The sequence below is a fragment of the Rhodococcus sp. Z13_19A genome (genome assembly GCF_058133575.1).
The window spans coordinates 53038-66574 of the sequence record NZ_JBYUNN010000002.1; the positions used below are offsets into that span (position 1 = coordinate 53038).

The 13537-nt window shown below is 72.9% G+C and carries 15 protein-coding genes; 10 read left to right on the forward strand and 5 right to left on the reverse strand.

The window, feature by feature from the left end:
- The first annotated feature begins 35 nt into the window (after positions 1-35).
- From AC3YNX_RS06945 to AC3YNX_RS06965, 5 genes are all read left to right on the forward strand, one after another.
- Positions 36-2174: a molybdopterin oxidoreductase family protein gene (locus tag AC3YNX_RS06945; RefSeq protein WP_489995013.1), complete on the forward strand. Its 2139-nt coding sequence runs from the start codon at positions 36-38 to the stop codon at positions 2172-2174.
- Positions 2167-2520 (forward strand): molybdopterin oxidoreductase, encoded by a 354-nt coding sequence (locus AC3YNX_RS06950; protein WP_489983519.1) that lies wholly within the window; start codon positions 2167-2169, stop codon positions 2518-2520. The genes AC3YNX_RS06945 and AC3YNX_RS06950 overlap by 8 nt, the downstream gene beginning before the upstream one ends.
- The gene (gene nirB, locus AC3YNX_RS06955) at positions 2520-5033 is read left to right on the forward strand and encodes a nitrite reductase large subunit NirB (RefSeq protein ID WP_489995014.1); all 2514 of its coding nucleotides are present in this window, start codon (positions 2520-2522) and stop codon (positions 5031-5033) included. The genes AC3YNX_RS06950 and nirB overlap by 1 nt, the downstream gene beginning before the upstream one ends.
- The gene (locus AC3YNX_RS06960; RefSeq protein WP_489983521.1) at positions 5030-5374 is read left to right on the forward strand and encodes a Rieske (2Fe-2S) protein; all 345 of its coding nucleotides are present in this window, start codon (positions 5030-5032) and stop codon (positions 5372-5374) included. The genes nirB and AC3YNX_RS06960 overlap by 4 nt, the downstream gene beginning before the upstream one ends.
- Before the next feature lie 110 nt (positions 5375-5484).
- Positions 5485-5919 carry a MarR family winged helix-turn-helix transcriptional regulator gene (locus AC3YNX_RS06965; protein WP_127781946.1) on the forward strand — a complete coding sequence of 145 codons (435 nt, stop codon included), beginning with the start codon at positions 5485-5487 and terminating at the stop codon, positions 5917-5919.
- Here AC3YNX_RS06965 and AC3YNX_RS06970 read toward each other — a convergent pair.
- Both AC3YNX_RS06970 and AC3YNX_RS06975 read right to left on the reverse strand, forming a co-directional pair.
- The gene (locus AC3YNX_RS06970) at positions 5909-6826 is read right to left on the reverse strand and encodes an N-acetylglutamate synthase, CG3035 family (RefSeq protein ID WP_489995015.1); all 918 of its coding nucleotides are present in this window, start codon (positions 6824-6826) and stop codon (positions 5909-5911) included. The two genes, AC3YNX_RS06965 and AC3YNX_RS06970, sit on opposite strands and share 11 nt — an antisense overlap.
- A complete protein-coding gene (locus AC3YNX_RS06975) occupies positions 6826-7416 on the reverse strand; it encodes a peptide deformylase (RefSeq protein ID WP_489983523.1) in 591 nt (196 codons plus the stop codon). Before AC3YNX_RS06975 ends, AC3YNX_RS06970 begins: the two co-directional genes overlap by 1 nt.
- 232 nt (positions 7417-7648) lie before the next feature.
- Between AC3YNX_RS06975 and AC3YNX_RS06980 the strand changes: the two genes are divergently transcribed.
- The 5 genes from AC3YNX_RS06980 (at position 7649) to AC3YNX_RS07000 (ending at position 11381) form a co-directional block, all read left to right on the forward strand.
- Entirely contained in the window at positions 7649-8896 is a 1248-nt protein-coding gene (locus AC3YNX_RS06980; protein WP_489995016.1) for a sensor domain-containing phosphodiesterase, read from the forward strand.
- Between the two features lie 191 nt (positions 8897-9087).
- Positions 9088-9420: a nucleoid-associated protein NapA gene (gene napA, locus AC3YNX_RS06985; protein ID WP_489995017.1), complete on the forward strand. Its 333-nt coding sequence runs from the start codon at positions 9088-9090 to the stop codon at positions 9418-9420.
- The gene (locus AC3YNX_RS06990) at positions 9417-9968 is read left to right on the forward strand and encodes a LytR C-terminal domain-containing protein (protein ID WP_127781949.1); all 552 of its coding nucleotides are present in this window, start codon (positions 9417-9419) and stop codon (positions 9966-9968) included. The genes napA and AC3YNX_RS06990 overlap by 4 nt, the downstream gene beginning before the upstream one ends.
- A gap of 80 nt (positions 9969-10048) precedes the next feature.
- Positions 10049-10954 carry a mechanosensitive ion channel family protein gene (locus AC3YNX_RS06995; protein ID WP_206518075.1) on the forward strand — a complete coding sequence of 302 codons (906 nt, stop codon included), beginning with the start codon at positions 10049-10051 and terminating at the stop codon, positions 10952-10954.
- Positions 10947-11381 carry an Rv3103c transmembrane domain-containing protein gene (locus AC3YNX_RS07000; RefSeq protein ID WP_489995018.1) on the forward strand — a complete coding sequence of 145 codons (435 nt, stop codon included), beginning with the start codon at positions 10947-10949 and terminating at the stop codon, positions 11379-11381. Before AC3YNX_RS06995 ends, AC3YNX_RS07000 begins: the two co-directional genes overlap by 8 nt.
- Before the next feature lie 24 nt (positions 11382-11405).
- Here AC3YNX_RS07000 and pssA read toward each other — a convergent pair whose 3' ends face one another.
- The 3 genes from pssA to AC3YNX_RS07015 form a co-directional block, all read right to left on the reverse strand.
- Positions 11406-12302: a CDP-diacylglycerol--serine O-phosphatidyltransferase gene (gene pssA, locus AC3YNX_RS07005; protein ID WP_489995484.1), complete on the reverse strand. Its 897-nt coding sequence runs from the start codon at positions 12300-12302 to the stop codon at positions 11406-11408.
- Positions 12303-12319: 17 nt separating this feature from the next.
- Entirely contained in the window at positions 12320-13054 is a 735-nt protein-coding gene (locus AC3YNX_RS07010; protein ID WP_489995019.1) for a phosphatidylserine decarboxylase, read from the reverse strand.
- Between the two features lie 141 nt (positions 13055-13195).
- Positions 13196-13498: a GlsB/YeaQ/YmgE family stress response membrane protein gene (locus AC3YNX_RS07015; RefSeq protein ID WP_127781952.1), complete on the reverse strand. Its 303-nt coding sequence runs from the start codon at positions 13496-13498 to the stop codon at positions 13196-13198.
- Between the last annotated feature and the right edge of the window lie 39 nt (positions 13499-13537).

Consider the following 13537-nt stretch of genomic DNA (forward strand, 5'->3'; position numbering starts at 1 on the left):
GTGGGGCCAGGTCGTCGCCACGACGCAGGGGGAGCATGCCGACCAAGACGCACTGCCCGTACTGCTCGCTGCAGTGCGGCATGACCCTCACCGCCCCGGCTCCCGACGCCCCGGCTGACGCCCTGCCGCTCACGGTCGCGCCGCAGGAGGACTTCCCCACCAACCTCGGCGGGCTGTGCGCCAAGGGCTGGACCTCCGCCGAGCTGCTGGCCCACCCCGAGCGGCTCACCCAGCCGCTGGTGCGTGACTCCCGGCACGAACCACTGCGCCCCACCACCTGGGACGACGCGCTCGACCGGGTGGTGGCCGGCATCCGCCGCAGCCAGGACGTCCACGGCCGCGACAGCGTGGGCTGCTTCGGCGGCGGCGGCCTCACCAACGAGAAGGCCTACCAGCTGGGCAAGTTCGCCCGGGTGGCGCTGGGCACGGCGTCCATCGACTACAACGGCCGCTTCTGCATGTCCTCGGCCGCCAACGCCGCCGGGCGGGCCTTCGGCATCGACCGCGGCCTGCCCTTCCCGCTGGCCGACGTCGCCCACGCCGACGCCGTGCTGCTGGTGGGCAGCAACCCAGCCGACACCATGCCCCCGGCCATGCAGTTCTTCGACGCCGGCCGCGAGCGCGGCGCCCGCCACGTCGTCGTCGACCCCCGCCTGACCGGCACCGCCCGTCGCGCCGAGCTGCACCTGCAGCCGGTGCCCGGCACCGACCTGGCCCTGGCCAACGGCATGCTCAACATCGCCATCCGCGAGGGCCTGGTCGACCACGACTACCTCGCCGAGCGCACCACCGGCTTCGAGGCGGTGCGCCGGGCGGTGCGGCTGTACTGGCCCGACCGGGTGGAGCGCATCACCGGCGTCCCCGAGGCCGACCTGGTGGCGGCGGTGCACCTGCTGGCCGAGGCGCCGCGGGCGATGATCCTCACCGCCCGCGGTGCTGAGCAGCACAGCTCCGGCTCGGACACGGTGATGGCCTACATCAACCTGGCGCTGGCCCTGGGCCTGCCCGGACGGCCCTACTCCGGCTACGGCACCATCACCGGCCAGGGCAACGGGCAGGGCGGTCGAGAGCACGGACAGAAGGCCGACCAGCTGCCCGGCTACCGCCGCCTGGACGACCCCGCGGCGCGGGCGCACGTGGCGGGGGTGTGGGGCGTGCACCCCGACGAGCTGCCGCAGCCGGGGGTCTCCGCCTACGAGATGCTCGACACCCTGGGCACCGACGGCGGGGTGCGGGCGCTGCTGGTCACCGCGTCCAACATCGTGGTGTCCGCCCCGCGGGCCGCGCACGTCACCGAGCGGCTGCGGGCGCTGGACCTGCTGGTGGTGTCGGACTTCTTCCTCTCCGAGACCGCGGCCCTGGCCGACGTGGTGCTGCCCACCACCCAGTGGGCCGAGGAGACCGGCACCATGACCAACCTGGAGGGCCGGGTCATCCTGCGACAGCAGGCCATCGACGCCCCGGACGGTGCGCGCACCGACCTGTGGATCATGCGTGAGCTGGCCGAGCGCCTCGGCCGGCCGTTCTTCTCCGACGACCCGGAGGTGGTGTTCGCCGAGCTCGGCCGCGCCAGCGCCGGCGGCAAGGCCGACTACTCCGGGCTCAGCCACCAGCGCCTCGCCCAGGACCAGGGCGTGTTCTGGCCGTGTCCCTCCCCGCGGCACCCCGGCACCCCGCGGCTGTTCACGGTGGACTTCCCCACGCCGGACCGGCGTGCCCACCTGCACCCGGTGGAGCACAAGGGCACCGCGGAGGTGCCCGACGAGGAGTACCCCTACTACCTGACCACCGGCCGCCTGGCCCGGCAGTACCAGTCGGGAACCCAGACCCGGCGAGTGCCGTCCCTGGCCGCCGACGGGGCCGGTGCCGCGGTGCAGCTGCACCGCGACCTGGCCCAGCGCCTGGGCGTGGGCGACGGAGCCCTGGTCCAGCTGCGCACCCGTCGGGGCAAGGCGGTGATGGCAGTGGAGGTGGTGGCGGGCATCCGCCCGGACACCGTCTTCGCACCCTTCCACTGGGGCGGGGAGTCCAACGCCAACCTGCTCACCAACCCGGTCCTGGACCCGTACTCCCGCATGCCCGAGTTCAAGGTCTGCGCCGTCGCGCTGGACCGTGCCGACCTTGCTGACCCAGCCCGCCCCACCGACACCGAGAGCGAGCCGAGCCATGCCTGACAGCAGCACTCCCCGATTCCTGCAGGGCGTCTTCGCCTTCGACGGCAAGGGCCTGGACAGCCCCTTGCCGCTGTCTCCCGAGCTGCGCTACACGGTGCCGCCGGGAGCCACCACCCAACCGGTCTACTTCCGCGGCGGCAACAGCGCGCCGGAGATGATCACCGTGGTGCTGGTGCGCGACGGAGCGCCCATGCGCTACTTCCCGATCGCCGCCTCCGGCGCCTGTCACGTGCCGCTGCGCGTGGTGGAGGACCTGCTGGGCGACACCGTGCTGGAGATCCACGTGGCCGCTCCGGAGGGGTGCAGCGGGACCGTGGTGGTCGACCTGGGGCTGGTGGAGGTCTGATGACGCTGCTCGAGGAAGCCCCAGCCGCCCGCAACGGCCACGAGCCGTCGCGCTCGCGCCTGGTCGTGGTGGGCAACGGGATGGCCGGGGTGCGCGCCGTGGAGGAGGTCCTGGCCCGCGACGGTGCCGGGCAGTTCGCCATCACCGTCTTCGGCGACGAGCCCTACGGCAACTACAACCGCATCCTGCTGTCCAACGTGCTGGCCGGCTCCGACGACACCTCGGAGATCTACCTCAACCCCGTCGACTGGTACACCGACAACGACATCGACCTGCGCGCCGGCGTCCGCGTGGTGCGCATCGACCGCTTCGCCAAGGTGGTGCTGGCCGACGACGGCAGCACCCTGCACTACGACCGCCTCGTCATCGCCACCGGCAGCCGCTCCTTCTTCCCGCCGATGGAGGGCATGTGGGCGGACAACACCACGCTCACCGCGGGTGTCTTCGGCTTCCGCAGCCTGGACGACTGCTCCGGGATGATCGACTACGCCGCCGGCAAGGCCCGCGCAGTGGTGATCGGCGGCGGGCTGCTGGGGCTGGAGGCCGCGCGCGGGCTGCAGAACCGCGGCCTGGAGGTGGAGGTGGTGCACGCCGCGCCCACCCTGATGAACGCCCAGCTCGACGACGACGCCGGCGCCATCCTGCGCCGGTCGGTGGAGAACCTGGGCATCACCGTGCACACCGAGAAGCGCACCGAGAAGGTGCTCAGCGCCGACGGCGCCGTCACCGGCATCGAGTTCTCCGACGGCACCCAGGTGCCCTGCGACATGCTCGTGGTCTCCGCCGGAATCCGGCCCAACGTGGGACTTGCCGTGCGGGCCGGGCTCACCGTGGAGCGCGCCATCGTCGTCGACGACCACCTGCGCTCGGTGGACGACGAGAACATCTACGTGGTGGGGGAGTGCGCCCAGCACCGCGGCCAGGTCTACGGGCTGGTCGCACCGCTGTGGGAGCAGGCGACCGTGCTGGCCGAGCACCTCACCGGCACCAACCCCAAGGCCGTCTACCAGGGCTCCCGGATGGCCACCAAGCTCAAGGTCGCCGGCGTGGACGTGGCCGCCATGGGGCTCAAGCACCCGGAGCACCCCGACGACGAGTTCGTCCAGTTCTCCGAGCCGCGCAACGGCATCTACAAGACGATCGTGGTGCGCGACGGCAAGCTGGTGGGCGCCACCCTGGTGGGCGACGTGAGCAAGGTGGCGTTCCTCATGCAGGCGTTCGACCGCGGGCTGCCGCTGCCCGAGGAGCGCATCTCGCTGATGTTCGACCTGGGCACCCCGTCGGTGGAGGTGGGGGCGGCCGAGCTGGCCGACGACGCTCAGGTCTGCAACTGCAACGGGGTGAGCAAGGCGGCCATCGTCAGCTGCGTGCAGGGCGGGCAGAAGACGGTGAGCGGGGTCTCCGCCGCCACCCGGGCCGGCAAGGGCTGCGGCTCGTGCAAGGGACTGCTCGGCCAGGTCGTGGAGTGGGCGGCCGGCGGCGCGGTGGAGGAGGACGCCTCGGCCAGCTGGTACGTGCCCGGCGTGCCCTACGCCAAGCCGGAGCTGATGCGGTTGATCCGTGAGCTCGAGCTGCACTCGGTGTCGTCGGTGTTCGCCGCCCTGGCGCCGGAGGCCGCCGAGGACGCCCAGTCCAAGATGGGCCTGGCCTCGCTGCTGCAGATGATGTGGGCCGAGGAGTACGTGGAGGAGCACGACGCACGGTTCATCAACGACCGGGTGCACGCCAACATCCAGCGCGATGGCACCTTCTCGGTGGTTCCGCAGATGAAGGGCGGGGTGACCAGCTCCGAGCAGCTGCGCAAGATTGCCGACGTCGCCGACAAGTACGAGGTGCCGCTGATCAAGCTCACCGGCGGTCAGCGCATCGACCTGCTCGGCATCCGCAAGGAGGACCTGCCCGCGGTGTGGGCCGACCTGGACATGCCCTCGGGCTTCGCCTACGGCAAGAGCTTCCGCACGGTGAAGACCTGCGTGGGCACCGACTTCTGCCGCTTCGGGGTGGGCGACTCCACCGCCCTGGGCATCGCCATCGAGGAGCGCTTCAAGGGCATCGCCGGCCCAGGGAAGATGAAGCTGGCCGTCACCGGGTGCCCGCGCAACTGTGCCGAGGCGCTGTGCAAGGACCTCGGGGTGGTGGCGGTGGAGGGCGGCCGCTGGGAGATCTACGTGGGCGGGGCCGCGGGTGCACACGTGCGCAAGGGCGACCTGCTCGCCACCGTCACCAGCGCCGCGGAGGTGATGACGCTGACCGGTCGCTTCCTGCAGTACTACCGGGAGAGCGCCAACTGGCTGGAGCGCACCTACAGCTGGGTGCCGCGGATGGGTATCGAGCACCTCCGCGCAGTGGTGGTGGACGACAGCGAGGGCATCGCCGAGCGCCTGGACGCGGAGATGCAGAAGGCGGTGGACGCCTACCGCGACCCGTGGACGGACGGCAGGGAACCGGCCACCCCCGGGCAGTTCCGCCCCTCGCTGCCGCTGACCGTGCTCCCCCAGGTGCCGGTCCGGTGAGCGCCGAGCCGCTGGAGGAGGTGGACGCCCCGGTGGTGGGCCACCTCGAGGACATCCCGGTGGGGGAGGGCCGGGCCTTCGCGGTCGCCGGTGACCAGGTGGCGGTGTACCGGCTGCGGGACGGCTCGCTGCGGGCGCTGGACGCGGTCTGTCCGCACCGGGGCGGCCCGCTGGCCGACGGCCTCACCGACGAGCGGGTGGTGGTCTGCCCGCTGCACGGCTACACCTACGACCTGGCCACCGGACAGGAGATGTCCAGCGGGGCAACGGGAGTGTGTGCCTACCAGGTGAGCGCCGACGAGAGCGGAGCCATCAGGATCGGTCCACGAATCGCGCGGTGAGGCGCGCCCCCGCCCACCGTGCAGCACGGCTCTGCCTGCGATGATGTGCCGGACGATCAACGCTGCGGAGAGCTGAGGCCGGGATGACAGACACGGGCACCGACAGTCGGATGGTGGTCGCGACGGAGGTGCACCTGACCCTGGCGCGGCTGTCCCGCCAGCTCCGCCGCGCACGTCGCCCCACCGAGCTCGCCGTCGGGGCGATCTCTGCGCTGGACGCCCTGGTGCGCCTCGGGCCCACCCGCCTCGGTGACCTCGCCGCTCGTGAGCAGGTGGCCGCGCCGACCATGTCGCGGATCGTGGCGATGCTGGAGACCGAGGGCTACGTCGAGCGCAGCCCCGACCCGCAGGACGGCCGCGCCCGTCTCTTCGGGGCCACCGAGCAGGGGGAGCTGCTGATCACCGGGGTGGTCTCCGAGCGCACGCGGGCCCTGGCCGACCGCCTGGACCGGCTCTCCCCGAGCCAGCGGGACGGGCTGATCGAGGGCCTGCGGGCGCTGGAAAGCACCTTCTCCTGGGACGACCCGGCCGGGGCTAGTCGCTGAGGTAGCGGTAGCGGTGGTGCTCGGTGAAGCCCATCGACCGGTACAGGCCCAGCGCCGCCTCGTTGCCCTCCGCCACCTGCAGGTAGGCGCGCTGAGCGCCGCGCTCGTGGCCCCACCGCAGCAGGGCGGTGCACACCCGACGGCCGAGCCCGGTGCGACGGTGCTCCGCCGCCACCTCGATGGCGTTGAGACCCAGCCACCTCGTGCCGTCCGGGGCGGTGGTGAGCGCGCCGCGCCCGATCGCGAGCGGGTGCTCGCCCCCGATCCTGGCGAAGCCCAGCTCGCCGTCGAGCACCGCGGAGACCACCTGCGCGGCGACGTCGGGCACCGGTTGTCCGCGGTAGTGGTAGCGCTGCAGCCAGGCCGCGTCAGGTGCGCTGGCGATCTGCACGTCTGGCGCTGCGGCTGCCCCGGGATCAAGGGGTGCGGTGAGCACCACGACAGGGTCGGCCGGCTGCCAGCCCAGCTCGGCGAAGCGCATCCGGTCGGGCACCTGGAAGCGCACCGGCAGGTCCCGCTCGGCGTACCAGGCACGCACCTGCTCCACGGCGTCGTCCACGCCCGGCGGGCCCACCACCAGCACCGTGTTGGCCCGGTTGCTGAAACCCGCACCGGCGCGCAGCAACCACCGGCCCAGCCACTGCTGCTCCAGCCCGGGCCAGGCGCGCGCCGCGGCCTCCTCCAGGTTGGCGATGGCGCGGGCGCTCACCGGAGCGGCCGGAACGGCCTTCAGCGCCACCACCTGCTCGGGGGCCACGCTGGTCAGCTGGCCGTCGGCGGACTCCACCACCACCAGGGGGCCCAGCGACCGGAGGGTCCCCAGCCGGTCGGTCATCGGGTGGCTGCCGCCAGCAGGCAGCCGGTAGCGCAGCATCACCCGCTGGCCGAGCGAGGGCAGCGGCGGCACTAGTGGCCGAAGGGGTCGGGAACCTCGCCGGGCATCCAGCTCAGCCCCGGCACGCCCCACCCGTTGCGCTTCACCATCTTCTTGGCGGCCCGCTGGTTGCGACCGACGAGCACGTCCAGGTAGAGGAAGCCGTCCAGGTGGCCCACCTCGTGCTGCAGGCAGCGGGCGAAGAAGCCGTGGCCGGCGACGTCCACCGGCTTGCCGTCACCGTCGACCCCGGTGACGCGCGCCCAGTCGGCCCGCCCGGTGGGGTAGCCCTCGCCGGGCACCGAGAGGCAGCCCTCGTCGGACTCGTCCGGGTCGGGCATGGTCTCGGGGATCTCCGAGGTCTCCAGCGTGGGGTTGACCACCACGCCGCGGCGCATCACCACGTGCTCGGGGTCGTCGGGGTCGACGTCCGGGCAGCCGTAGACGAAGAGGCGCTTGCCCACGCCCACCTGGTTGGCGGCGAGGCCCACGCCGTTGGCCGCGTCCATGGTGTCGAACATGTCCTGGATCAGGGTGTGCAGCTCGTCGTCGAAGTGCTCGACGGGTGCGGTGGGGGTGTGCAGGACAGGGTCACCGACGATGCGGATGGGCAGGATCGACACAAGCGCGGAGTCTAGTCGGGCGGCCCACCAGCACCTCCGCCGGCGACGACCACCACGGGCCGGCGGCGACCGCGGCCGGGCCGTCCACCAGGCTGCGCACGACCTCGTCACCACCAGGGCCGATCCGCCGCCCCTCTCGCCGCGGCGGGTGGCGTGTGGGACGTATTGCTCTGTGTCACAAGGAAATTGCGTTCTGTCACGAAAGGGCAGTGATCCTGGCTAGGCTGGCGAAATGCACAGCTCCGGAGTCCTGACGCCCCTGGAACGGGTCCTGGCTGACGGGCACCTGGCGCCGGTCTACCAACCCCTCGTCCGGCTGGACAGCTTCGAGCCGGTGGGCTTCGAGGCTCTCGCCCGCGGGCCGGTGGGCACCGAGCTGGCCAACCCCGCGGAGCTGTTCGGCGCCGCCCGGGCCGAGCAGCGCCTGGCCGAGCTGGACTCCGCCTGCATGGCGGCCGCGTGCGCCGGGGCCGCCGAGGCGGGGCTCACCGCCCCGTGGACGTTGTTCGTCAACGTGGAGCCCGAGGTCGCCGACGACGTGGTGCTGCCCACCGCGAGCGCCGTCGGCGACGACGCCCAGCCGGTCCGCATCGTGGTCGAGCTGACCGAGCGTGCCCTGGCCGCCGACCCCGCCGCCGTCCTGCGCCTGGTCGACCGCATCCGCGCCCGCGGGTGGGGCATCGCCCTCGACGACGTCGGCGCCAACACCGAGACCCTGGCCCTGCTGCCCCTGGTGCAGCCCGACGTCATCAAGCTCGACCTCAGCCTCATCCAGGGCAAGCCCACCGCCCGCATCGCCCGCGTCTTCAACGCCGTCGCCGCCGAGGCCGAACGGTCCGGCGGCATCGTCCTCGCGGAGGGCATCGAGACCGAGACGCACCTGCGTGCCGCCCTCGCCCTGGGCGCCCAGCTGGGCCAGGGCTGGTACTTCGGCCGGCCCGGCCCGCTGCCCGCCGAGCTGCCGGCCGCCCCGAGCGTGCCCGTGCACGTCCGCCGCCGGCCGGTGGTCGACCCGACCTCGCTCACCTCCTTCGAGCTGGCCGCCCTCGAGCGGCCGGTGCGCACCTCCACCAAGGACCTGCTGGTGGAGGTCTGCAAGCACCTCGAGCGCCAGGCCGCCGACGTCGGCGAGGCGTGCATCCTGCTGGCCGCCTTCCAGTCCGCCGACCGGTTCACCGAGCACACCAAGAAGCGCTACAGCCAGCTCGTCGACGGCGCGGCCTACATCGGGGTGCTCGGGGTGGACATGCCCGACCACGTCGTCCCCGGGGTCCGCGGGGTCGCCCTCGACCCCGACGACCCCCTCGCCCTGGAGTGGGACGTGGTCGTGGTGGGCCCGCACTTCGCCGGCGTGCTGGTGGCCCGGGACACCCCCGACGGCCGCGACGGGGCCGAGCACGTCCTGGAGTACGTGCTGTCCTACGACCGCGACCTGGCCATCACCATCGCCACCGGCCTGATGGCCCGCATGCAGCCCTAGCGGCGACGACGACGCAGGTCAGGCCCCGCAGCGGGGGCCGGTGGCCACAGCCCACCGCGCCGTCGCCACGGTGCGCCGCTACCGGGGCGGGCCCGGCTCCCGTGGTTGAATGACCGACGAAGAACACGCGTGTGATTCGGCTGGTGTCCGGCCTGGTCACCGCCCAGCATCGTCGTCAGCCGAGGAGTGACATGGACGTCGCAGCTTCGAGCCTGCCCACCGACGGGGACCAGGTCCCCATCGCCGAGGCACCCGACGCCGAGGTCCCTGCGGGACTGACCCGGCGCGAGCACGAGATCCTCAGCTTCGAGCGCCAGTGGTGGAAGTACGCCGGCGCCAAGGAAGACGCCATCAAGGAGCTCTTCGACATGTCCGCCACCCGCTACTACCAGGTGCTCAACGCCCTGGTGGACACGCCCGCCGCCCTCGCTGCCGACCCCATGCTGGTCAAGCGGCTGCGCCGGCTGCGCGCCAGCCGGCAGAAGGCCCGCGCGGCCCGTCGACTCGGGTTCACGGTCACGTGAGCGCCAACCCCAAGCCCCCGCACCCGCCGATGCGGGTCCTCGGGATGTTCCTGGTCATCCTGGCGGTGGCCCTGGTCGGCGTCGGCGTGCTGATCAGCGGTGGCTCGCAGGACAACGCCGCCGCCCCGGCCCCTGCCACGTCGGCGCCGGCGCTGACCACCTCGCCGGAGGCCACCACTCCCGCCCCGCCGAGCACCACCACGCCGGAGCCCGCGACCACCACACCGCCCCCGAGCACCACCCCCTTGGCCACGCCCGCCTCCAGCCAGGTGGGCGTGCAGGTGCTCAACAACACCACCACCCGTGGGCTCGCCGACCGGGCCGCCCAGCAGCTGCGCGGCGCGGGCTGGGACGTGGCCAAGGTGGGCAACTACCCGGGTGGGATCGTCCCCAGCACGGTGGTCTACTTCCGTCCCGGCACCGACGAGCAGGCTGCGGCGACCAGGCTGGCCGGCACCCTGGGCGCCAGCGCCCAGCCTCGGCCCTCCGGCTTCGCCACCTTCGGCGACGGGCTGATCGTGGTGCTCGCCTCCGACTACGACGGTTGAGCGCTACTCACCCCGTGCGTGGTCCTGATCACGGTGGGTGACGGTCACCGCGACCGCACCGACCGGGCATAGTGGTCCGCGTGAGAGTCCAGGCCATCGCCCCGCTCGGCGACATCACTACGTGGCTGCGCAGCAGCGGCCTGCTCATCGTGCTGTACGTGCTCGGTGCCATCCTGCTGGCCCGCTTCGTCAGCTGGGTCGGGCAGCGCATCACCGACCACATCGACGACACCTCCGGCAGCTCGGACGCGCTGGTCCGCTCGGAGCAGTCCAAGCACCGGCACGCCGTGGCCCAGGTGATCACCTGGATCGCCATCGTGCTGCTCTACTGCCTCACCGCCGTGCTCGTCCTGGACGCGCTGGGCATCCCCATCACCGGCCTGGTGGCTCCGGCGACCGTGCTCGGCGTGGCGCTGGGCTTCGGTGCCCAGCGCGTGGTGCAGGACCTGCTCGCCGGCTTCTTCATCATCGCCGAGCGCCAGTACGGCTTCGGTGACGTGGTGCGGATCTCCGCGGTCGGCTCGGTCACCGGGGTCACCGGCACCGTGGAGGACGTGTCCCTGCGCGTCACCCGGCTGCGCAGCGCCGACGGCGAGGTGGTGATCGTGCCCAACGGGCAGGTGGTGCAGGTGACCAACCTGTCCCGCGACTGGGCCCGCGCGGTGGTCGACGTGCCGCTGCCGCCGTCGGTGGACATCACCGTGGCCAACGAGGTCCTGCACCAGGTGGGCGCCGACATGTACCAGGACCCCGACTTCCAGCCCCTGCTGCTGGACGAGCCGAGCGTGATGGGGGTGGAGAGCTTCACCGTGGAGCAGACGACGGTGCGCATGGTGGCCCGCACCCTGCCGGGCCGGCAGTTCGAGGTCGGCCGCCAGCTGCGGGTGCGGGTGGCCGTGGCGCTGCGCCAGCACGGCATCAACGTCTCCGCCGCCGAGCTGGAGGCCCCCGCCGCCGCCGTCCGGGGGGAGACCGCAGATGCCTAGCCAGAGCCCGCGGCGCCTGCCGCCCTACCTGCTGCACGGCAAGGTGCGCACCTCCACGCTGCTGCTGTCGCTGCTGTTCCTGCTGGTGCTGGCGCTGTACCTGGTGGTCCGCCCGGACCCGGCTGCCACCCCCCAGGGTCCCAGTCGTGCGGTGCAGCCAGCCGGCCCCGCCACCACCTCCGAGGTGGTGCCGAGCACCACCACCCGGGCGCCGACCACCACCACGGCACCGCCCGTCACCACGACGGCACCGGAGGAGACCACCACCGTGCCGCCGGCCACGACCACCACGGAGCGGCCCAGCACCACCACGGCACCGGGGACCGCCCCCACGAGCACGCAGCCGCGCTCCTCGGTGGCTCCCACCACCACGGCCGCGACCACCTCCGCGCCGTCGCCCACCGCGGCGACCGCCGAGGCGCCCTAGCTCAGCTCGGCTCGGCGCGGGTCGTCAGTGCCGGCCGGCGCCGGGTCGCCGGCCGGCGGGCACGCCACGCCGACGCGGCGGACGCAGCCCCAGGCGGCGGGTGGAGCGCGAGCGCCGGATGGCCGGACGGGGCGTGGGCGTGTCCACGATCCAGGCCTCCGGGTTGCAGGCCAGCCAGCGGAAGCGGTACATCGCGTAGGGGATGTGCGCGGCGTAGAGCACCAGCGCCACCACCATGAACAGGTACGGGAACAGCAGCAGACCGGCGAAGGCCAGGCCCACGGCCATCAGCAGGAAGCTGGCGTAGCGCAGCGGCACCCGTGCGGTCTTCAGCGACAGCGTGGGCACCCGGCTGATCACCAGCGCCGAGACCACCACCATCCAGATCAGCGACGCCGTGGTGCCGCACCACCAGCCCTCGCCCCACTGCTGCTGCAGCGCCACCGGCAGCAGCACCAGCAGCCCGCCGGCGGGGGAGGGCACGCCGGTGAAGAACTCCTTCTCGTACACCGGTGCCGTGGTGTCGTCGAGCAGCGTGTTGAACCGCGCCAGGCGCAGCACCACGCTCACCACGAACAGCAGCGAGACCACCCAGCCGCCGTTGGTGCCGTGCAGCACCGTCACGTAGAGCACCAGCGCCGGCGCCACCCCGAAGGAGACCGCGTCGGCCAGCGAGTCCAGCTCGGCGCCGATGCGGCTGGTGGCGTCCAGCAGGCGGGCGAGGCGACCGTCCAGGGCGTCCAGGACTGCGGCGGTGCCGACCAGGGCCAGCGCCGCACCCAGCTCCCCGTCGAGGGCGAACTTCAGCGAGCTCAGTCCCGCGCACAGGGCCAGCACCGTCACCACGCTGGGCAGCAGGCGCACGCCGTTGCGCCCACCGCGCTCGTCGGCGGTGGCCAGGGGCGCACTCGGGCTGTTCAGCGCCGTCCGGCGGGTGCTCACGGCAGCTCGGCCAGCACGGTCTCGGCGCCGATGGTGCGCTGGCCGACGTCCACCAGCACCCGGCTGCCTGGCGGCAGGTACACGTCCACCCGTGAGCCGAACCGGATCATCCCGTAGGTCTGCCCGCGGGTCACCTGCTCGTCGGCCACCACGTCGCAGACGATGCGGCGCGCGATCAGCCCGGCGATCTGCACCACGGCCAGGTCGTGCCCGTCCTCGGTGTGCAGCCACAGCGAGGAGCGCTCGTTGTGCTCGCTGGCGCCGGGCAGCTCGGCGGAGAGGAACCGGCCCGGCCGGTAGGCCACCGTGCGCACGGTGCCGGCCACCGGGATGCGCTGCACGTGCACGTCGAAGACCGACAGGAAGACGCTGACGCGGGGGACCGGCTCCTCGCCCCACACCTCGCTCATCCCCAGCTCGGCGGGGGGCAGCGCGGTGTCCACCAGCGCGATGGTGCCGTCCGCGGCGGCCACCACCAGGCCGGGCCGCTGCGGCGGGACGCGCGTGGGCTCGCGGAAGAACGCCGCGCAGGTCAGGGCGGCGACGGTGCCGGTGCGCCGCAGCAGCCGAGACCGTCGGCCCAGCACCGCCAGGGCGGCCGGGGCCAGCACGAACGGGCGACCGGCGGGGTGCAGCGGAGGGATGCTCTGGCGCGCCAGCTCCAGCAGGCCGTGCACGCTGGTGGTCGGCAGCTGCTCGCCGGGGTCGACGGGCTTCGGTCTGCGGGCCATCTGGGTGAGCATCTCCTCGAGGTCGGGGCGCCCGGTCGTGCCCCTCCGGCAGAGGAGCGAGCACAGCGATGGGCGGGTCACACGCTACGTGACCCGCCCATCGTCGCGGCGTCGCTGCTGCTCAGCGACGCGCGGTCGTGCTCAGCGCCGACCGGTCACCAGCTTGACCAGCCAGAGCAGGATGACCGCGCCGAACAGGGCGATGAAGAAGGTGAACCACCATCCGCCACCGTCGACGTCGACGCCGAAGATCTGCAGGATGAGGCCGCCGATGATGGCGCCGACGACGCCGACCACGACGTTCAGGATGATGCCCTGCTGGGCGTCGGTGCCCATGAACTTGCTGGCGATCCACCCCGCCAGGCCGCCGATGATGATGTAGGCGATGACGCCGACGCTGGTCTGGCCGGCGCCGATGCCGGCGGCCAAGAGTTCCTCGGTCATGACGTTGCTCCTTGTTCGTGGTTGGTCGGACCGTTCGCG

What these genes read in the sequence shown, in the direction of transcription:
- AC3YNX_RS06945 (WP_489995013.1), top strand. Translation starts at nt 36, where the DNA reads ATGCCGACCAAGACGCACTGCCCGTACTGCTCGCTGCAGTGCGGCATG.
- AC3YNX_RS06950 (WP_489983519.1), top strand. Translation starts at nt 2,167, where the DNA reads ATGCCTGACAGCAGCACTCCCCGATTCCTGCAGGGCGTCTTCGCCTTC.
- nirB (WP_489995014.1), top strand. Translation starts at nt 2,520, where the DNA reads ATGACGCTGCTCGAGGAAGCCCCAGCCGCCCGCAACGGCCACGAGCCG.
- AC3YNX_RS06965 (WP_127781946.1), top strand. Translation starts at nt 5,485, where the DNA reads ATGGTGGTCGCGACGGAGGTGCACCTGACCCTGGCGCGGCTGTCCCGC.
- AC3YNX_RS06980 (WP_489995016.1), top strand. Translation starts at nt 7,649, where the DNA reads ATGCACAGCTCCGGAGTCCTGACGCCCCTGGAACGGGTCCTGGCTGAC.
- napA (WP_489995017.1), top strand. Translation starts at nt 9,088, where the DNA reads ATGGACGTCGCAGCTTCGAGCCTGCCCACCGACGGGGACCAGGTCCCC.
- AC3YNX_RS07000 (WP_489995018.1), top strand. Translation starts at nt 10,947, where the DNA reads ATGCCTAGCCAGAGCCCGCGGCGCCTGCCGCCCTACCTGCTGCACGGC.
- AC3YNX_RS07010 (WP_489995019.1), bottom strand. Translation starts at nt 13,054, where the DNA reads ATGGCCCGCAGACCGAAGCCCGTCGACCCCGGCGAGCAGCTGCCGACC.
- AC3YNX_RS07015 (WP_127781952.1), bottom strand. Translation starts at nt 13,498, where the DNA reads ATGACCGAGGAACTCTTGGCCGCCGGCATCGGCGCCGGCCAGACCAGC.